The organism is Azospirillum brasilense, from assembly GCF_001315015.1.
Taxonomy (GTDB): domain Bacteria; phylum Pseudomonadota; class Alphaproteobacteria; order Azospirillales; family Azospirillaceae; genus Azospirillum; species Azospirillum brasilense.
Genome location: NZ_CP012914.1, coordinates 2,910,231 through 2,928,371 on the forward strand (window position 1 = coordinate 2,910,231; position 18,141 = coordinate 2,928,371).

Below are 18,141 nucleotides of genomic sequence, written 5' to 3' on the forward strand. Positions count from 1 at the left end.
CGACACATCAAACTGCCCCCCTGACGCCATGAGGAATTGCCCCCCTTGAGAGAAGGGGACTTGAGGGATGGTGAGCTTGAACGAGGCTTTTCCGCGGGGCATTGAACCGCGGAGGGACGTGATGAAGGCGCCGGATGACGTGTCGGCGATGCTGAAGCTGAAGGCGCTGGGCTGGGGAGCGAAGCGGATCGCGGCGGAACTTGGCTGCTCGAAGCACACGGTGAAGCGGTGGCTGGGTCTTGGCGGCTGGCGGCCGTGCGCGTCGCCGTCGCGGTCGAAGCGGCTGGATGATCATGGGGCCTGGCTGGCCGAGCGCTTCCACCGGCATGCCGGGAACGCCGACGTGATCCGGCAGGAGTTGGCGCGGGAGAAGGGGATCGCAGTCAGCCTGCGGACAGTGGAGCGGGCGGTGGCACCGCTGCGCCGGGAACTGGTCGCCCAGGCGCAGGCGACGGTGCGCTTCGAGACGCGGCCGGGCGAGCAGATGCAGATCGACTTCGGCGTCCGGCGCGTCGAGATCGGCGGGGTGGCGACGGTGGTGTTCCTGTTCGTGGCGACGCTGGGCTTTTCCCGCCGGCTGCATGTTCGGGCCTACGGGCACGAGAAGCAGGACAGCTGGTTCGATGGTCTGGAAAGCGCTTTCCGGGCCTTCGGCGGTGTGCCCGAGGAGGTCCTGCTCGACAACGCGCGGGCGCTGGTCCTGCATCACGATCCGGCCAGCCGGGAGGTGGTGCTGCACCCGCGCCTGCACGCCTTTGCCCGGCACTGGGGCTTCCGGGTGCGGGCCTGCGCGCCGTACCGGGCGCGCACCAAGGGCAAGGACGAGCGCGGCGTCGGCTACGTCAAGCGCAACGCCATCGCCGGCCGCTCCTTCGCGACCTGGGCGGAACTGGAGGCGCACCTGGAGGCCTGGACACGGGACATCGCCGATCAGCGGTGTCACGGCACGACCGGCGAAGCGCCGATCGAGCGCTTCCGGCGGGAGGAGGCCCAAGCGCTGAAGCCGCTGGCCGGCATTCCCCCCTTCACCACGGCGCGCGACCTGGTTCGCCGGGTCGGCACGGACTGCGCGGTGGAGGTGGACGGCAACGCCTACTCGGTGCCCTGGCGGCTGATCGGCGAGCGGGTCCGGGTGATGGTGGAGGCCGGCACGCTGCGGGTTCTCCATGCCGGCCGCGAGGTGGCGGTGCATGCCGAACTGAAGGGGCGGCATGGGCGCTCGATGCAGGACGCCCATCTGGCCGGCGTCGCCGGAGCGGACGGCCGGCCTGTTCGCGTCGCCCGCCCCGAGGGCGGCGGCGCGGTGGCGGCTGTGCCGGCGCTGTTGCGTCCGCTGGCCGAATACGAGGCCGTGGCCGGAGGAGGCTTCTGATGAGCGAGCACGACCATCTGATCGCCATGCTGAACCGGCTGAAGCTGACGGCCTTGCGCGACCAGCTCGACAGCCTGATCGACGAGGCCGGGCGGCGGGAGCTGACGATCCGCGAGTCCCTGGCGCTGTTCTGCGAGCGGGAGATCGCCCGGCGCGACCAGCGCCGCATCGACATGGGCTTCGGGCTGGCCCGCTTCCCCTTCGTGCGCGAGCTGGCCGGCTTCGACTTCGCCGCCCAGCCGTCGCTCGACAAGGCGCAGATCCGGGAGATCGCGTCGGGACGCTTCATCGCCAACGGCGAGGCCGTGCTGTTTCTCGGCCCGCCGGGGGTGGGCAAGACGCATCTGGCGGTGGCCATCGGGCGGGAGGCGATCGTCGCCGGCTACTCGGTGCTGTTCAGCCCGGCGACGACCCTGGTGGCCCAGCTCGCCAAGGCCCATGCCGATGGCCGGCTGGAGGAAAAGCTGCTGCACTACACCAAGCCCAAGCTGCTGATCGTCGATGAGCTGGGCTACCTGCCCTTCGAGCCGGACGCCGCCCACCTGTTCTTCCAGCTCGTCAGCCGGCGCTACGAGAAGGGGGCGATGCTGGTGACCTCCAATCGGGCCGTGGGGGAATGGGGCAGCGTCTTCGGCGATCCGGTCGTGGCCACCGCGATCCTCGACCGGTTGCTCCACCACAGCCACGTCGTCACCATCCGAGGCGACAGCTACCGGCTTCGCGAAAAGCGCCGCAGCGGGCTTCTGCAGAAGCCCGCTGCGGCGCCTCAACCGACCACCGCCTGAGCGGTGCAACCGGGGGGCAGTTCCTCGTGTCGCCAGGGGGGCAGTTCGGGATGTCGTTTGACAGGCGGCGGCTCTCATGGTTGTGCAGGAGCTGCTCCGGACTGGACTGGCGGACGTAGACGTAAGCATGGCGCGCGAGGTGATCAGGCGTGATCTTGCTCATCGTTCGCCTCCGCCGTCGGGGTTTCGCTCGCCAGCACCTCCAGCAGGAGCTGTTCCAAAAGCGGCAGCAGCCGTTGCGCCACCTCCCGCGGGAGGACGGTCGTCGGCTGCGTCGGCGTAAACAGGTCTGGTTGCACGGTCGCTCTGGGGTGTCTCATGCCGCCCTCCGTTGCGTCGCTCGCGGAGCAACGACAGGGCGGCGTCGGTGGTCAGGCGCAACTCCTGGAGAACCCCCAACGGGAACCGGGGGGCGTCACAAAGGCTGGCGTTGCCGGCCGCCGGCGCGGTCATCCATTCCGGCACGTGGGTCACCGTGCCGTCCGGCTGCTCGACCACCAGCACGATGATACCGCGCAAGCGGTGACGCCGGACGACGCCGACACGTTCGCCGCACCGGGGATGAAAAGGGTAGTGGATCGTTACGTCCTGGCCCTGATATCGGGCAGTATGTCGCTGCCTCGCCCGGCTGCGGCAAGACGCACCTGGCCCTCGCTCTGGGGGTGGAGGCCGTCAAGGCCGGCCGCTCGGTCTACTTCGCCACACTGGCCGACATCGTGAGCTCGCTGGCCAAGGCCGAGCGCGAGGGGACCTTGCGGGAGCGTCTGCGCTTCCTATGTCGGCCACAGCTGCTGATCGTCGACGAGATCGGCTACCTGCCGGTGATCCCCGGCGGCGGCAACCTGTTCTTCCAGCTCGTCAACGCCCGCTATGAACGCGGCGCCATGATCCTGACCTCCAACCGCGGCTTTTCCGAATGGGGCGATGTCTTCGGCGGCACTGTCGTCGCTTCCGCCCTGCTGGACCGCCTGCTGCACCATGCCGTGGTGGTGCAGATCGAAGGCGCCAGCTACCGCCTGCGCCGCCACGCCGAACTGATGCCGGACAACAACCGCAGCAGGCCGCTCACTGCCCCACCGCTGGCTCCACGGCGCCGAGGCCGGCCACCAAAAGCGAGGAGCGCCGACACCGAAGCCAATCCATAGCCCTTCAAACCATCTGGGGATTTTTCAACCGACCGTTCTGAGGAAACTTCATTCGGCCTTTACAGCGGTCCTCCGGGAATCGCTGCATGATTCGTAATCCGCAGGACTTGCTATTATGAGTGCCCGCGTAGAATATCTGCAATTATAATGTATGCGCCTTCCAGTTTACATCATGCACACGATGGTATGCAGACTAATTCTGCGGGATATGGTATTTATATTTCTTTTGTTGTTTGGTAATTGATTATTGTGGTAATCGTATTGTGCTATTTTGTATCGCATCTATATTGTGTAAGATGTCGAGGTGTGCGACCATTCGGAGTTCTGAAGATGGAGAAGCACTCGACCAAAATCTCTTTTCGTTGTAAATTCCAACATCGTGTTAGGGCCGTAGCGGCAACTCTTTTCGTCCTATCTGGGTGTGCGGGTACGGAACAATATAACCAACTCAGTCAGGTTGGAGCCGGGTATGCACAGGCTATGGAGGCGGCTCTCAGCGACTATCGCCGCACCTATATCGACGCTCGTTCCGAAGAGTACTTGGCCGACATGGCACTGCTTAACTTGGACAGCAGACAGGAAGGCCGGCGCTCCCAACGAGGTGAGCCCACTCAATTCGGCATTGATTCATGCCGTCAACAGGCGCCTGCAGCTGGAGCGAACTCGACCCCGACGGACTTTGCCGCCCGGCAATGCGCAGATATAGCTAGGGTTATTGTGATATCGCGCCTCATCACACACGCTCAGCTTTTCGGAGAGTATTTCAATCAGCTGGGCAAGTTGGCGACCAGCGATGCCCCCCAGGCAGCGGGCGCTGCAGCGGGGCGAGTGGCCGACAGCCTTAAAGCCGTCGGAACAGCACTAGACCGAGCGGTTCCGGGCCAAACAGCTGCTCTCGACCCCATTGCCCGTGCCGTCACCGAGGCCGTACAGAGGGCCGAACTCCGCAATGAACTCGACCGCAATCAGGAGCTGATCCGGCGCGAGATGGCCATTGAAGACAAGACTCTGGCGTACCTGGAGAAGCAGGCTGAATCTGAACAGCTGCGCCTCTTCGAACGCCGCTTCGACAGGCTGGTCTCGGTACCAGTTCGCCGAGGCGAAGTTGCACAGCAGGGCGACCGATGGGTGGAGAACCGACGCGCGCTGTTGCTCGAAACTGACCAAGCTGCCAGCACAGCAGCAGCTAGGCGCGCCCTTAAGAGCTTGCGGGGAAGCTACGAGGCGCTGGTTGCCGGTGGGGATGCGCGTGCACTGCTCGAGCAGGCTCTGGCTGATACAGCAATGGTTCTAGACGCAGTTGAGCCGCTTGTAGGGAGGCTGTGATGGCAAAGAATAGAAAACCAAACACTCTGGACGATGTCACGTTCACAGAGCAACTTCCTGCTCCGACCGAGGAGCAATTCATGTCATACCTCAAGCAATTGCAAGTAGAAGTCGCCCGACTATATTCTGGACGTACTCAGGAATTCATGGAGGTGCAGAGCAGCCAAGCGCGACAGAGATTCGTCAAAATGCGGAGAGATTTGAGCCTTCTGGTTGATGCTATGGCCCAGAAGGCGTTTGACAAGCTAGCAGAGAGCCTCGAGGAAAACGACGAAGACCTTTCTGCTGCTATCAGCAATTTAAAGCGGGAACGTGAAAAATTGGAGGATGCAGTAAAGATTATAGACACTATTGCGTCCTTGCTGTCCATCATAGCTCGAATAATAGCGCTGGCTTGATCAGTTATAATTACGAGAATTACTAGATAAACCTACGGAAAAGCGGGGCCCATACGCCCACGCCTTTGCGTCGAGCTCTTTTTCCCTCATTTGATATTTGCGTGACTGAGCCTGACGCTCATAGAAGGGATCGCGCGTGCATCCCGCATCTCTGCCCATTCTTAGGAAGGCACCGCTTCTGCGCTTGCGTCAAAGGTGGCGCCCTCCTCCCGCTGGAAAGGCCAAGCGCGGCGGCGCCCGGACGGGCACGATGCTCCCGTCCCCCAACGGCTACAGTTTCCCACACGGCACCGCGACGCTCCGCACCTCCCGTGTCCCTCCGGTCCGGCGGCCGGTTGGACGCCTCGAAAAACCGTAGCGTTGCCGACGTTCTGGTGATTCCCTTGACTTGAGGACGACGGAGGACGGGACATGGCCGATCAAGCTGGGCTGTTCGATCTTCAGGACCGCTACGCGGAACTGAGCAAGAGCGGGGATCCACTGGAACGGCTGTTGTCGGTGGTGGACTTCGAAGTGTTTCGCCTGACGCTGGACGTAGCCCTGGGACGCAAGGATCGCTCCCGGGGCGGCCGGCCGCCGCTGGACGCGGTGATGATGTTCAAGATCCTGGTGCTGCAGGCGCTGTACGGGCTATCGGACGAGCAGGCGGAGTATCAGGTGCGCGACCGGCTATCGTTCATGAGGTTCCTCGGGCTGGGGCTGGGCGACCGGGTACCGCACGACGATCTGGCTGTTCCGCGAGGCGCTGGTGACGGCGGGGGCGATGGAGGGGCTGTTCGCCCGCTTCGACACGGCATTGAAGGAGCGTGGCTACTTCGCGCTGGGCGGCCAGATCATCGACGCCTCCATCGTGGAAGCGCCCAAGCAACGTCTGAGCCGGGAAGAGAAGCGCCAGATCCATGACGGCGAAGACCCACCCTGGCCGCCGGCCAAGGCTCGCCAGAAGGATACGCAGGCGCGCTGGACAGTGAAACGAGGGCGGGTCAAGGCGAAGCCGGGACCGACACTCGACGGGTCCGAGGCGCGCCTCGTGGAGGGGCTGCTGATCCCGGCCTTCGGCTACAAGTCGCACATCACCATCGACCGTCGGTTCCGCCTGATCCGGCGTTTCACCGTCACCGATGTGAATCGGCATGGAATAAGGGCTCTGTCGCAGATTTGATGGTGCGACTTCATCCGGTGCCGATGACGCGGGCCTGAAGGATGTCGAGCTTGCCGCGGCCATACATCTGCCGCTTCACTAACTTCAGCTTGGTAATCTGCCCCTCGGTTTGACCGTTGGACCACGGAACCCTCTGCCATTAGATCGTTGGAAACGCTGTGCGATCGAGGCCCGTGATGTGGGCGTGTCGTTGACCGCCTTGATCGCCGCGAAAAGAAGCCGGAAGAGCGCGGTCCGGAACGAAGCCTGTGCTGCACTCCCACGTGAGGGAGGGGCGCGGCACAACGGGGTCATGGTTGGGCGTCACAGCCTCGCGAGGTGTCGGCCATCGCACGGGCCGCATCGTTGGACGTTGCCGTTCCGAGCAAACAAATGCCGGACGCGCCAAGACGCACGGCGACGAGGCGTGACCGCAGGCGATCGGGCTCATCGGGAACCTGTGCCACGATGCGAAAGATCAGCGCGGTCACGGCTCCGTCCGCCCCGAAGCGCCATTCCACAGCATCCGCACCGCCAACGTTGGGGAAATGGCCGAACGGCTGGTTATAGGCAACGGCTTGCTCGGCGGACCAGTGGAGCCCGTCGTGCAGGATGTCGAACCAGGAATTGGCATCGGACGAGACCAAAAAGAGGCGAACGCCGGGTACGGCCGGACATTCCCTCACGCCGAGATCGCGCGAGGCGTAGGCCATGGCCAGCGGATCGGCCACCGTGTGGCAGTCCGCCGTTCCAATCGGCGTGTACCGGCTGGAGGCAGCGTGGCTGCCGGTCGTGGTCAGCAGCCACACAAGCAGCCCACTCACATGCCGACGGCAGCGGATCACGCCAGATCAAGCGTGGCCAGGGTTTGCAGACCGACAACGCCATCGACGGCGAGGCCCTCGGCTGCCTGGAACGCCATCACGGCGGCGTGCGTCGCACGGCCAAACTCCCCATCCTCGACGAGCTTCTCACCAAGGCGATTCAGCCGCGCTTGCAGGCGGCGGACTTCGGGGCCACGGTCCCCAAGGCTCAGCACCACTAGCGGCGCCGCTCTCCCGGTGCCCAGTTGCCCGTCAGCATGCCACTGACGAATCAGGTCATCGCTGCATTCAAAGTGCATGGCATCCTCGGTTCGGAACCCCGCCCCCCAATACCAACCATGCTCGTTGAAAATCGGCGCGATGCGGGCGAGCCCCGCTTGGACCAAGCCGTCGCCACGCCGGTCGAGGACACCATTCAAGGTCAGATCGATGGCGGTGCCCCAGGAATGGTTGCTGATCGACGTGCTGGAGCCGCGCACATGGCGCACGCACAGCATGCCGGCGTGCCCGAGACCCGCATAGACGTCCGGCTCGCGTGCGGCGATCGCCTCGAAGATGACGCGCAACGACGCCACGGCGGGGGCCAAGCCACGAACCTTGAGCGGCCCAACCTTCTCAAAGATGATGAGCAAGGCCAAGTTGGGGTTGGTGACGTCGCGGCATTCCTGATCGTAGAAGCCCCGGGGGCTCCCCAACAGCGCCAGCATCGTGGTCTGCCGTGCGTTTGTAAGATGGTCGTTGATGATCGGCGGTATTTCTATCAGATCGGTGATGGCCATCGGCGTGCTCCCTAAGGTCCGTGTCGGTGCCGCGCGTACGATGCCGTGTCTCCGCAGCCACCCAGCCGGTGGCGTGGGGTTACGGGTGACGGGGAGCCGGCGCGTGGCCTGTCTCCCCGTCACCCGATTCACGTTGTCACTTGCACAGCGCCGATTTGGCCGCGTCTCCGGCGGCAATGACGATGCTGATCGCCGGTCCGGCGATGACGCTGACCCCGGGCACAAAGCTTAGGATCATGCGTAGCGCCTCGAGGCCTCCCTTGGCGCTGGGCCACACGGTGCAAAAGTTTTCCTTGGGTCCCATTCCCTCGATGGGGGCATTGCGAATGGCATCTTCCAAGCCCTTAAGTTGCTCTTGTGTGATGGTGAACGATGCCTCACTCTGTGCCATGGGGTGTCTCCTCTCCTGGGGTTAACGCCATGCCGTCGCTTGTCGAGAAGTCTGACGGCGCGAGCGTCTCGTTGTCGGGGGCTTCTGGGTCGAGGCCGGTGTAGGTCAGGACGGCCTCGTCGAAGTCGGTAAAAAGGGCGAAGCGCTGGTAGCGCTCAAGCGCGCTGCTGGCTGTCGCGAGGTCGGACGCGGGAAGATTCAGCGCGCGCCCTTGGGCGGTGCTGTGCCCGGTCATGGCGTAAAAGCGCAGCCGATCGATGAGGTAATTCATACCGTAGCTGAACATCGGCAGCCCGCGGTCCGCGGCCGCCACAAAGCCGAGCAGCGCGTCCGCGTAACGACCGTCCCGCGCGGCGCGTTCGGCGCGAATGAGCGCCACATCGGCAAAGCGCACGGGCCGCGCGTCGAGCGCGGCGATCGCTGCGTCCACGAGGCTCGCCGGGGCGGTCCGCAGCAGGGCATAGGTGGTCGCCACCGCGGCGCCGGTGTGTTGGGCGATATAGCGGTCGATGTCGTCACGCGAGAGGCTGGCGACCACCGTCACGATGTCCTGCAGACGGCTGTCCGTGCGAAGGCGCACCATTTCATCCACAATGCCAACCCCCAGCGTGAGCGTCACCCGCGCTGCCGCTGCGCTGCGCCGGTCGTCCAGGCTCACCGAGGCGACTGCCCCCGGGGGAACGACGACGTTGATGGGCGTGCGGTTGGGTTGAAGGATTTGGATGGTGGCAGCTTGCGGAGTGTTCGTGCCGAAAACGTGAAGTGCGCCTTGGCCGTACTGCACGTCCATCGTGTCGGCTGTCGCCCGATGCAGACCGCCAAAGGCAACGCCGTTGTACAGCCGAACCTTCGCGGTCGCGTCGCCTGCCACGGCTCCCATCTGTTCAAGGTTTAGCGGCTTGGACGCAGTGGCCACAGTGGCGGACGGAGCGCCAAAGGCCCAGGATGCCCAGTCCGCCATCCGGTTGACGAGGCGATTGCCCATGATGTTGTTCAGCAGGTCCGCAACGCTCGGATGCAGGGCGACGCGCCGACACAGGGCAGCAAAGTCGATGCCACCGCCGTTGGTTACCGAGATCCTCTGGGTGATCTGCGTCCCAAAGGGGAGGAGCACGGTCAGCAGGTAGTCGCCTGTGCCGAGCTGCGCGACCGCGTCGGCCACTGTTCCGACCGTGCATCGTTGCACAAGAGTGAGGTCATTCTCCCGGATTTCGATGGGCAAGGACCGTATCTGCTCCCACCCAGCCGGGGCTTGTGTGGCGTTGTGGGTCATGACCGTTCTCGATACCGGAGTGCGTAGTGAAAGGTCGGCGGTGTTACCGTGATGATGTCGGGGTCGGGCTCGCTGTAGCTGGGCAAGCCCTTCGGCCGTCTTTTGGCCACGCCTGCTTCGATGGTGTAGCCCCCCGCCGGAATTTCGAAGGTGTAGGGATTGGGTTTAACGGGAAAGCGGAAGCGGTGGGCCGATTTTTGCCGTGCATCCAGGCAGCGGATGCGCGCAATCCGTGACGCTACGTCCGGCTCGATAAAAAATTCACACTCAACAAGCGGCGCCTGGTCTAGATAGTGAATAGCAGTATTGAGCGTCGTGTATTTGTCGATATTGAACGAGCGGTAGGGGATGCCGTGTTTTTGGTTGTCGTGTTCGGTTAAATAATTGAGCGAGCGGGCGAGCGTGCCAATGTTCACCACCCATTGCTTTTGATCGCCGATGAGCACACGGTCGCCTGCTTTGCCGTTCAGGCAGTTCAGAAAATCCCGACCGAACAGAGTTTGCTCTCCCCGGATGCCGTACGTTTCATGGCCCGCGGCCGCGGCGAAGAAAATCGGTGCCACCCGATCATCCACGCCGCCGAGTTCGACGTCGAACACGGCGGTGGTTTCCGGAGTGACAAACTCGCGCAACTGCCGGATATCGGCGCGACACGCATCAACAAAGAAGAATTGAGTCCGTGCGGTGTTCGGGTAAGCCAGAAAATTGGCCATGCCATTGTAGATGTTGTTCACGTTTATGGCGCGGTCGAGCAGGGTCCGGCCGCCGAGAAAATCTTCGAGCAACAGCACGGAGTCGCCACGGCTGCGCTGAATGCCGTGGCCGGCGAAATAGAACAGGGTCACATCCTGCGGGTGAACCGACGCATCGGTTCGCCAAGCAGCTGCCGCGCTCAGCACGGTGTCGAGGGTTGCAGGGGCCACCTCGGCCAGGGGAGGCACGCCGGTAATCGGCTGGTCGGCGTGTCTTTCCAGGCTGGATGGCGAGGCGAGAAGACGGCATGTCTTGAGCGGGGCGGTCAGCTTGTCCTTCCGCGCAATCAGCCAGCCGGCGATGTCCTTCACGGTGCGCGCCGGCGCGGACAGTTGGCCGAGCCCGTACGCCGGACCGCGGTTCCGTGGACCACCGGATAGATAAGGATAACCGCTGACGCCAATCAAGAGGGCGTGCAGCCCTGGCCTGCTGTTGTGCGGGCGATCGTCGAAAATGAGGCCGTCGGACGAGTCGTTAGGCATGGCTGTGCCGTCTCCAACACGTGGATTGCCTAGGAAATTCTGGAAGCGCAAGAAATGCTGCGTGGTTCATTGTAATATTCATTGGCTTATCATCAGTAGTGGGAAAATGAGTAAATGTGTATTCTTGGATTAATCCAACGAGGACGTGGTGATCGCGGTGCGCATACATAAGTATTCACCGGACAACATCGACATACCATTGTGTGTTTCCACGAAAAGTGCAAGCACACGACAGCTCGTCCGTGTGACAGTACGGTGCGTTTTCTTTTGATAACCTCGTAGGGTGTCCAATGGCGGGAGTTGAAGACCCCGGACGGGCGCGTCTCGGGCTCCACCATGCGCCGCCGCCTGGACGAGCGTAAACGTCCGCCGAGCTACGCGGCGTCGGCGTTTCCGGTGACATCGGCGGCCTTGGTCCAGTTCCAGGGCAGCAGCTCGTCGATGCGGTTGATCTTGTGATTGGCGACAGCCCGCAGCGCCCGTTCGACGGCGTTGTTGTCGATCTCCAGGCGGCCATCCTCCAGATAACGGGTCAGCGCCGTCCAGCGGTTGAGCAGGTAGCGCACTGCCTTGGCGGTGTCCGACTTGCCGTCGACCCGCCCCAGCGTGTCCTCCAGCTATGCCTTCAACACGGCCATTTTCGGGGCGGCCTCGGCCTGACGCACGCGTCGGCGCTCGTCGGCAGCCTGGCCGGCGATCTTGGCTTCCACCGCATACAGCTCGCCGATCCGCCGCAGCGCCTCGGCCGCGATCGGCGCCTTGCCCTTGGCCGAGACCGCCACGTCGTGGAACTTGCGACGGCCATGGGCCATGCAGGCCACCTCGGTGATGCGGGCCCGCCCGTCGGGGCCCGGTTCGTACAGGCCTTTGAACCCGGCGTAGCCGTCGGCCTGCAACGCCCCGTGGAAATCCTTCAGGTGGCCGCTCGGAAGGCGGAGCGGCGGATGAAACTGGATGCCAGATGGAAGGCGGCCATCCTGTCCGTCGCCGGCACCCTGGCGATGATGGCCGCGGCACCCTGTGTGGCGCGAACCCATCTTGCGGAGGCGCTTAGCTACGTTTGGCGGGAGACTGATGGCCGCTGGCTGGAAGCTCTGTGTCGCTATCTCGGGTTGTCAAAAGCTCGTGGCACCGGCCGGCTTTCCTTTGAAACGAGCTTAGATGAGCGAGGAGCGGTTCCGAATCAGGTTTCGGGAACAGGGAAAAAGGTTCGGTCATGATTGGTTATGACGCGGGAACGCCGGGTCACGAGCTTTGCAAGCCGCAACGAAGGCCTACACGTTGGCGAGCATGGGACGTGGCTGATGGCGGCGCGACCGCTCGTGTAACCAGATGGGTCTGTGAGTGCGTAATCCCCGATCCGGGATCGTGAGGACGCCCGAGCAGCCCATTCATCGATCCGGCTTTCGCCGACTTGAGCGGCGGCCCGGCAGCAACAGGGAGGATAGCCTAGGATCCTGCCAAAATGGGCAGCATGAGGGGTAGTTTGGCGGTCCACGTCGGCGGCCATGCGCGCCAACGCCGCGGTGCGGGAAATCACACAGAAGCCTCCGCTGTCGGGTACGGCGTAAAACCCTTGGCGGCGCGCCCAAGCCACGAACTTGGTCACATCCAATGGGCTACGAAGCACGGTTCGGGCGACCCGCTTCACCCTGGTATCCAGCAAGCGCCAATCGACGACAAATGACGGCGGCAACCAGCGGGGCAGCGCCGCGCGCCGGTGTGCCCATGGCAAGGGGCGTACCGCCGCCACTCTCATCCACGCCGCCAGACCATGACCAGTTGCGTGTGCCCGGGCGTCTCATCAGCCACGAACCCGGCCTCTTCGGCGGCTCGCCGTGAGGCCACATTCGATTTGCGCATATGGGCGTAGACCGTGTCATAACCACACGCTTCGCACGCCAAGCGGTAAGCAACGCGCCCGATGCGGCGCCCTTGGCTGCGCTGATTCAGGAAGATCTGAATGGAAGCGTGCTGCCCCAAGGGCGACTCGTCGATGACGTTGATGAAGATTTTGCCCGCGCGCTGTTCGCCGACGTGGATGTGCCAGTAGGATCCGCCGGGTCCACCGCCACTGCTTTTGGACCCTTTTCCGGCAACCAGCGCAACCGTGTCCGCTGGCACGGGATCTTGTGCGTGCGACGGAGGGCTTGACTTTGGATGAGGGGACTTCCGGCCAGCCGCCGTTCGGCGGGGTGCCCCTTGGGTTTTACTGGCCATGGAATGAGCCCCGCGCAGCCACATTGCCGACAATTCGGTTCCACGCTGTCTCCCAGAACTCCGCCGGAAAGAACCCTGGTGAGACGCCGACCGCCACGCCTTCCAGCCGGTCCACAACGTCGGACGCATGCAGCGTGGCGAAGAGCTCATCAATGCCCGCGAGAACACCGGACAACGGCGTGTCGTGCCGGTCCGGAGCCTCCGTCCAGTCGCTGTCGCCGTCGAAGCGGTTGCAGAAGAAGTCCATGTCGATATGAAGAAGCACCGGCCATTGCGGCGCGTCGCGCAGCCATTCATCAACCGCGCATGTGGCCCGATAGACTTTTTCTCCTTGCCCCGCCTCCATCGCGCCCAAGGAGGCCATCGCGACCGCGGGGCGCAAACCGCCGGGCGACAGAAGTGCGTCCACCTCGGTCGTTGGAAGCAGCCGTCTGGTCACGGTGTCCCGCCCACGGTGGGGAGGGCGCAGGTGCCTGATCTCGATCCGCTCCACCGCGTGAACCATGGGGGTTAAGAAGGTGCCCATGGAAACCGCACCGCTTTCGATCGCCGCGGTCACGGTGCTGGGCTCCCGCAGGTCGAAGCGTGCGCCCGTGATGGCATCGGTCCAACCATCGCTGCCGACGACAAGCCTTGGGCTGCCCAAATCCAAGTGATCGTCCACATGAAGGATCAAGGCCTCGCGGCAGCCCCCGTGCCGTTGGAGCCAGTCACTCCAGGCGTGCAGCGTCCACGTGTCAAAGAGTGATAGAGCAATGCCCGACTCGCACCGGTGCTCCAGCGGTATGGCCTGGATATCCGGCACGGCCCCTCGCCCCCACCACCGCAGGCCATGCTCAAGCTGTGGGTCGACATACCAGTCGGCCTCGCTGGACCAGTCGAGCGTGAGGTTCCAGCCTTGCGCGCCTAAGGCTGCGGCGGCCTCCTTGTCGCCAAAATACGACCGAAGCGCTTGCCGCCGTTGTTCGGCGTCTTCGGGGAGCATGTGCCGGGCGACCGTGATCGCCATGACGTCAGCACGCCGCCAGGGCGGCCTCGCCCTCAAGGATATCCAGCAGAGTCCGACCGAAACCGGTGAGCGGGCAGTCGCGAAGCGTTGCTATGCCTTCGCCAAGCCTCCGATCCGTTTCGGAAATGGTGCCCGCAGCGCGGGACGCTAGATCACCGGTGGACGTCTCGCGCACATGCATCCACAACCGGCGCAACTCGACGAACACGAACACGGCGTGAAATAGCCCGCTCGGTGGGCGGAGGTCCTCGCGCCAGGGCGACACGATGAGCCGCTTGGTCGGCTCGACGATCGGCTGCAGCCGTTCCAGCAGATAGAGTTTCTGGTGCCGGTGTTCATGGACGAGGGAATCGGCCAAGTCGTGCGCGGAGATCAACCCGGAGCTGGTCCGCACCGACACGAAGAGCGCCCCAGGCACGGCGTTGTCACTGAACGAAACAATCTTATCCGGATGCGCGCTGGGGTCCCGGATCACCTGCACGTCCGGACAAACGGCCCGCATTTCGGCGGCGAGTGCCGGTCGCCAAGCCTCGACGATCGCCATCGCCTCCGAGAACGTGGCCCGGGCGCTCTCCACGACGTCGGCACCCTCAAACTCGACGCTGCCTCCAAACGGCAGGCGCAGCCAAGGGTCGTTGGCCCCGAACCGCAAAGAGCCGGGAAGCGCCTCGCCGGAACCGCCCCGGTCCAGAAGATAGCGGCCGTAGTCGGGGTCCAGTTGCACGGGGCTGCCGTCCACCGCCTGGGCGGCACCGTAGCGCTCGAACCTCCGCACGGCTCCTTGCCACGCCACAGTGCCTGGGCAGCAGGCGAGGTCCGCCAAGCGATGCGTGCTGAGCCCGCTTGCCTCCACCCCCATTGACGTGAACGCTTCGGTGAGGCCACCGGTCCACTCCGATCGGGCTAGGTTCCACAGGTGTTCCATGACAGCCCGCCCCGTCTCGGCTCTTTCAAACGCGGCAAGATCAATCTCCGTGCCGGCTGTTCGCACGAGCGGGGGGGCAGCCGGCACAACGGTCTGGGCAAGGCGCCGGCGGACGTGGCGGATCAGTCCCAGCATCTCACGGCAGTAGACAGTCGGCTGGGCAAAGCCATCGGCGGCGTATCGGTGTGGCACAGACCCGCCACCACACACGTCGACCTCAGGACAGGAGCGGCATTTCGGCGCCAGACCATCGGGGCACAGGAGCCGGCGATGCCGCTGCATCTGGGGTGAGCCGGCGGCCAACCCGATGGGTGTGTCGTCCAACGACCCGACAAGCTTGGTGGCGCCTTCGGCGGTCACCTTCAGCACATCGAGATCGTGGTACGTACCGTCCGTTTCAATGGTGATGAGGCTGACGTCGCCAAAGCCAAACGCGTCGGTCCCCGAGGGCAGCCCAGCTACAGCGTCGAGAAGCGCTTCAAAGAGGCGCAATGGTAGGTGGGCGTACCGATCGAACCACAGATCAAACGCCTCGACGAGCCACCGCAGGTAAAGGTCGGCATCCGCGTCGCGCCCAGGCGGAGGCCGTACATGGTTGGCGTCGGGCAATAGGAAGTCGAGCTTCGGTGGCGAATGACGGTCGAAAAATTCCAAGATTTTGGAGGGCGGGACCTCCGGATCGACGACGGCAATGACCCCAGCGAAGAGGCTTGGTCTTGCGCAAAGACGTTCCAACGCGGCGTAGGCACCGTCAAAGCTCGATCCGCCCCGCCGGGTTAGCCGGTGACGGTCGTTGACGTCACGAGGACCGTCGAGGCTAAGCGAAACCGAAATTGTCTCCTCTTCCAGCAAATCCAACGCCTCGTCGGTGAGCAACAGACCGTTGGTCTGGAGCCCGACATCGATCTGCGCGCGCTCCCCGACCGTTTGTCGCAGCAGCCGTGCAAAGGCGGCGAGTTCTTCGGCCCCCGCCAGCAGCGGCTCGCCTCCATGAAAAATCACGGCGACCCGATTGATGGCGCGCTCACCAAGGTATTCGACCAAGCGATTGGCAAAGGCCGTCTGATGCGACGGCGACAGGAAGCGGGGCATATCGCGCCAGGCTTGATCGGCGTGGTGGTACATGTAGCAATAATCGCAATCCAGATTACATCTGGATGCGATTTTCACGAGAAAACTCGATATGCGCGCCGCCTCCATGACTTGCTCCCAAACCCTATCAGGAGCGGCTGTGGCGATGGTGCATGCGGTCGTAGCTCGTGATGAGCGCACCGTTGTCACTGCCCGCGCGGATGCGCGCCTGGAGACGCTGGATCGCAGGGTTGGACGTGTCAGACCGGAGGATCGTGCCGCGCACGTCCGTCGCAACGCCGCTGTTCGGTTCGGTCATGGAAACGCTGTCGAGCATGCAAAAGACTCCTCGGAACGTCAAAGCGATAAAGCCAGACACCCTTTCGGCATTGCCCGGCCCCTAAAGTTGAACAGGCATCGTTCGTATTCATAAGGACGACGCACGTCCTTCATAGTTTACCCTCTCCGCGCTGTTTATTCCACATTATCGTCTCCCAAAGCGAGTCATGCGGCGCATCCTTAGCAACCTAAGGAATTCGCTTTCGCGTAATCGGGCCACTCACTGGCGACGACCTCCCCGGCGCCGCGGCATTGGTCCCCCAAAGGCGCGCGCTTAACGTCAGGCCCGGGCCGGCTACACCCGCTGGTGCGGCTGGCTGAGCGTCGGTCCCTTCGGCGGCGCCCCGTACGTGCTCGAGATGAACTTGGAGCACTGCGCGACCGTCTGACGCTCGCCGCAATCCGCCTGCGCCTCGCCGCCCTCGGCGAGGCACACCGCCGTGCCGGTCACCCCTTCGACGCCCGCCGCCTCCGACATCATCGGCGTGTTTGACGGCAATTGGCCACCCCCTGAGCGCCGCGCGGCGTCAGGGCGCCCTGGAAATCCAGCCAAAATTTGGCCTCGTCACTGATAAGCTGGACCAGAATGGTAAAAACCTGGACTCGTTCTGGGCCGACGAATGCGCCTTTGAGACGGTGTAGGGTAGCGGACGATGGACGGTCCGGCAGAACCGCTGATCGGTTCCGAGGTCCGGTCTCTCCGCGATGGCCCGACACGGCATGCCGGTGTCACTCGCTGTGATCGACGTAGTACTGCTGCCAGATCTCGCTGCGCTCCATGACGGATCATCTCCGCCAGCGTGTGCTGGATGCGCTCGGGAGCGCGCGGGTCCTCTATGCAGCGCGCCAGGCGCTCGCAGATCCCAAGCCGCCGATCGATCGCGGCCAGCAGCAGAACGCCGGCGTCGGAGGTGAGACGGTCGCCATCGAAGGCGGCGTGAACCGGCTTGCCGGCAACCGGTGACAAGCCGGGCAAAACCCCAGTACTCTCGGCCATGGCGGGCGTGAACTCCGTTGATCCGTGGTGAGACTGCTTCAGCACCAGAATCATACACGAATTCAGCGGCTTATCCTCGCACCCGCCGCCCCAGCTTCAGCCCTGGTGAATTATCCGGGCTAACTTTACCTGGAGAAATTTTCCGGTCTCAGGTCTCGCACCAGTTACCAATAAGACCTAAGACACGCTGACTTTAGGTGATGGGTGATGCTCATAACTTTCGCTCAAATTGCAAAAGCGCATGAAGCGTATATATTTTAATTTCACTTTTAGCTTTTTGCGTCCCTTTAGCGTGTTGCGACGCGAAACGAACTCTAGGAAAACCAACCCTGGACAGCGCTTATTAGGTTTCATGGCCTCACGATAAGGGTCTCCAGGGGACGGCGGCTTTCCTCATCCAACTTCAGGAGCATCAGTGGGCGGCTTCTTGCCAGGACTGTTCTAAGAAAAGAAATTGGAGAAAATTATGATCCACTGTCCCGAGATGGGCAGCACATTGATGCGCTGTGTGAGGCCAATTTTTGCCGGCATATCTGCTGGCATGCTGATGCTTGCGCTTCAAGCTTGGGAAGGTGCTGCCATGGGCAATAGTCCAGTGTTCCGTTTTGAAGATTATAGTGGGCTTTCAAACGAAGAGGCGAAGAAGGCTGTATCAGAGCATCTTGAGAAGATGTTTCCAAGTGGGTCTTTGGCGGATAATCCAAAGAAATATTTAGAGAATGCCGGAGCTAAATGCCAGGAGCTTGCGAAATACCCAGGGTTTTACTACTGCACATACAACCATTCAGCTGGTGGAATAAGATCTATATTTGTGACAATAGAGTGGAAGATTCTCATATGGTACAGCGATGGCAAAAGATATGTTTCAAAAATAGAAGTGAATAGAGGGGCGACAGGACCTTGACCGCTGC

Annotated in this window: 18 protein-coding genes and 4 pseudogenes; 9 read left to right on the top strand and 13 right to left on the bottom strand. The window is 63.0% G+C overall.

Features of this window, described 5'->3' with window-relative positions; all coding sequences use genetic code 11:
- Nucleotides 1-67: 67 nt before the first annotated feature.
- Nucleotides 68-1,372: an IS21 family transposase gene (gene istA / locus AMK58_RS13465; protein ID WP_035683957.1), complete on the top strand. Its 1,305-nt coding sequence runs from the start codon at nt 68-70 to the stop codon at nt 1,370-1,372.
- A complete protein-coding gene (gene istB / locus AMK58_RS13470) occupies nt 1,372-2,157 on the top strand; it encodes an IS21-like element helper ATPase IstB (RefSeq protein ID WP_035683955.1) in 786 nt (261 codons plus the stop codon). The genes istA and istB (AMK58_RS13470) overlap by 1 nt, the downstream gene beginning before the upstream one ends.
- A gap of 143 nt (nt 2,158-2,300) precedes the next feature.
- Here istB (AMK58_RS13470) and AMK58_RS30445 read toward each other — a convergent pair whose 3' ends face one another.
- Complete coding sequence (locus AMK58_RS30445; protein WP_155903813.1) at nt 2,301-2,477, bottom strand: hypothetical protein; 177 nt, start codon at nt 2,475-2,477, stop codon at nt 2,301-2,303.
- Between the two features lie 303 nt (nt 2,478-2,780).
- Here AMK58_RS30445 and istB (AMK58_RS13475) point away from each other — a divergent pair.
- From istB (AMK58_RS13475) to AMK58_RS31955, 5 genes and pseudogenes are all read left to right on the top strand, one after another.
- Nucleotides 2,781-3,302 (top strand): annotated as a pseudogene (gene istB / locus AMK58_RS13475) (IS21-like element ISAzs30 family helper ATPase IstB); the annotation flags it as partial.
- 330 nt (nt 3,303-3,632) lie between these two features.
- Complete coding sequence (locus AMK58_RS30450) at nt 3,633-4,628, top strand: hypothetical protein (protein WP_137165143.1); 996 nt, start codon at nt 3,633-3,635, stop codon at nt 4,626-4,628.
- Entirely contained in the window at nt 4,628-5,026 is a 399-nt protein-coding gene (locus AMK58_RS13485) for a hypothetical protein (protein WP_079292163.1), read from the top strand. Before AMK58_RS30450 ends, AMK58_RS13485 begins: the two co-directional genes overlap by 1 nt.
- Before the next feature lie 411 nt (nt 5,027-5,437).
- Nucleotides 5,438-5,737: pseudogene (locus AMK58_RS31950) on the top strand (transposase); the annotation flags it as partial.
- 37 nt (nt 5,738-5,774) lie between these two features.
- A complete protein-coding gene (locus AMK58_RS31955) occupies nt 5,775-6,188 on the top strand; it encodes a hypothetical protein (protein WP_404801061.1) in 414 nt (137 codons plus the stop codon).
- Between the two features lie 290 nt (nt 6,189-6,478).
- Here AMK58_RS31955 and AMK58_RS13495 read toward each other — a convergent pair whose 3' ends face one another.
- From AMK58_RS13495 to AMK58_RS30455, 6 genes and pseudogenes are all read right to left on the bottom strand, one after another.
- Nucleotides 6,479-6,898, bottom strand: a complete 420-nt coding sequence (locus AMK58_RS13495) for a hypothetical protein (RefSeq protein WP_143265685.1) — start codon at nt 6,896-6,898, stop codon at nt 6,479-6,481.
- 110 nt (nt 6,899-7,008) lie between these two features.
- The gene (locus AMK58_RS13500; protein WP_051141064.1) at nt 7,009-7,770 is read right to left on the bottom strand and encodes a peptidoglycan-binding protein; all 762 of its coding nucleotides are present in this window, start codon (nt 7,768-7,770) and stop codon (nt 7,009-7,011) included.
- Between the two features lie 136 nt (nt 7,771-7,906).
- Nucleotides 7,907-8,161 (bottom strand): hypothetical protein, encoded by a 255-nt coding sequence (locus AMK58_RS13505; RefSeq protein WP_035683827.1) that lies wholly within the window; start codon nt 8,159-8,161, stop codon nt 7,907-7,909.
- Nucleotides 8,148-9,383: a hypothetical protein gene (locus tag AMK58_RS13510; RefSeq protein ID WP_146206575.1), complete on the bottom strand. Its 1,236-nt coding sequence runs from the start codon at nt 9,381-9,383 to the stop codon at nt 8,148-8,150. The genes AMK58_RS13505 and AMK58_RS13510 overlap by 14 nt, the downstream gene beginning before the upstream one ends.
- A gap of 47 nt (nt 9,384-9,430) precedes the next feature.
- On the bottom strand, nt 9,431-10,669 hold the full coding sequence (locus AMK58_RS13515; RefSeq protein ID WP_035683824.1) for a caspase family protein: 1,239 nt from the start codon (nt 10,667-10,669) through the stop codon (nt 9,431-9,433).
- A 374-nt stretch (nt 10,670-11,043) separates the two neighbouring features.
- Nucleotides 11,044-11,598: pseudogene (locus AMK58_RS30455) on the bottom strand (IS66 family transposase); the annotation flags it as partial.
- A gap of 15 nt (nt 11,599-11,613) precedes the next feature.
- Between AMK58_RS30455 and AMK58_RS30890 the strand changes: the two are divergent.
- Entirely contained in the window at nt 11,614-11,889 is a 276-nt protein-coding gene (locus AMK58_RS30890; RefSeq protein WP_167555882.1) for a hypothetical protein, read from the top strand.
- 535 nt (nt 11,890-12,424) lie between these two features.
- Here AMK58_RS30890 and AMK58_RS13530 read toward each other — a convergent pair.
- From AMK58_RS13530 to AMK58_RS31385, 6 genes and pseudogenes are all read right to left on the bottom strand, one after another.
- Entirely contained in the window at nt 12,425-12,793 is a 369-nt protein-coding gene (locus tag AMK58_RS13530) for a GNAT family N-acetyltransferase (RefSeq protein ID WP_104675502.1), read from the bottom strand.
- Nucleotides 12,794-12,878: 85 nt separating this feature from the next.
- A complete protein-coding gene (locus tag AMK58_RS13535; protein ID WP_035683870.1) occupies nt 12,879-13,898 on the bottom strand; it encodes a hypothetical protein in 1,020 nt (339 codons plus the stop codon).
- A 4-nt stretch (nt 13,899-13,902) separates the two neighbouring features.
- Nucleotides 13,903-16,023, bottom strand: coding sequence for a cyclophane-forming radical SAM/SPASM peptide maturase YhhB (gene yhhB / locus AMK58_RS13540; RefSeq protein ID WP_051141062.1), 2,121 nt, complete (start codon nt 16,021-16,023; stop codon nt 13,903-13,905).
- Between the two features lie 19 nt (nt 16,024-16,042).
- A complete protein-coding gene (yhhA, locus tag AMK58_RS13545) occupies nt 16,043-16,231 on the bottom strand; it encodes a YhhA family cyclophane-containing RiPP (RefSeq protein WP_035683815.1) in 189 nt (62 codons plus the stop codon).
- A 297-nt stretch (nt 16,232-16,528) separates the two neighbouring features.
- On the bottom strand, nt 16,529-16,732 hold the full coding sequence (locus AMK58_RS13550; RefSeq protein ID WP_137165146.1) for a hypothetical protein: 204 nt from the start codon (nt 16,730-16,732) through the stop codon (nt 16,529-16,531).
- 282 nt (nt 16,733-17,014) lie between these two features.
- A pseudogene (locus AMK58_RS31385) lies at nt 17,015-17,230 on the bottom strand (transposase); the annotation flags it as partial.
- Between the two features lie 466 nt (nt 17,231-17,696).
- Between AMK58_RS31385 and AMK58_RS30460 the strand changes: the two are divergent.
- Entirely contained in the window at nt 17,697-18,134 is a 438-nt protein-coding gene (locus AMK58_RS30460; RefSeq protein WP_137165147.1) for a hypothetical protein, read from the top strand.
- The last annotated feature ends 7 nt before the right edge of the window (nt 18,135-18,141 follow it).

Excerpts from the sequence above, each read along its gene's own strand:
- istA (WP_035683957.1), top strand. The coding sequence starts at position 68 with ATGGTGAGCTTGAACGAGGCTTTTCCGCGGGGCATTGAACCGCGGAGG.
- istB (WP_035683955.1), top strand. The coding sequence starts at position 1,372 with ATGAGCGAGCACGACCATCTGATCGCCATGCTGAACCGGCTGAAGCTG.
- AMK58_RS30445 (WP_155903813.1), bottom strand. The coding sequence starts at position 2,477 with ATGAGACACCCCAGAGCGACCGTGCAACCAGACCTGTTTACGCCGACG.
- AMK58_RS30450 (WP_137165143.1), top strand. The coding sequence starts at position 3,633 with ATGGAGAAGCACTCGACCAAAATCTCTTTTCGTTGTAAATTCCAACAT.
- AMK58_RS13485 (WP_079292163.1), top strand. The coding sequence starts at position 4,628 with ATGGCAAAGAATAGAAAACCAAACACTCTGGACGATGTCACGTTCACA.
- AMK58_RS13500 (WP_051141064.1), bottom strand. The coding sequence starts at position 7,770 with ATGGCCATCACCGATCTGATAGAAATACCGCCGATCATCAACGACCAT.
- AMK58_RS13505 (WP_035683827.1), bottom strand. The coding sequence starts at position 8,161 with ATGGCACAGAGTGAGGCATCGTTCACCATCACACAAGAGCAACTTAAG.
- AMK58_RS13515 (WP_035683824.1), bottom strand. The coding sequence starts at position 10,669 with ATGCCTAACGACTCGTCCGACGGCCTCATTTTCGACGATCGCCCGCAC.
- AMK58_RS30890 (WP_167555882.1), top strand. The coding sequence starts at position 11,614 with ATGAAACTGGATGCCAGATGGAAGGCGGCCATCCTGTCCGTCGCCGGC.
- AMK58_RS13535 (WP_035683870.1), bottom strand. The coding sequence starts at position 13,898 with ATGGCGATCACGGTCGCCCGGCACATGCTCCCCGAAGACGCCGAACAA.
- yhhB (WP_051141062.1), bottom strand. The coding sequence starts at position 16,023 with ATGGAGGCGGCGCGCATATCGAGTTTTCTCGTGAAAATCGCATCCAGA.
- yhhA (WP_035683815.1), bottom strand. The coding sequence starts at position 16,231 with ATGCTCGACAGCGTTTCCATGACCGAACCGAACAGCGGCGTTGCGACG.
- AMK58_RS30460 (WP_137165147.1), top strand. The coding sequence starts at position 17,697 with ATGATCCACTGTCCCGAGATGGGCAGCACATTGATGCGCTGTGTGAGG.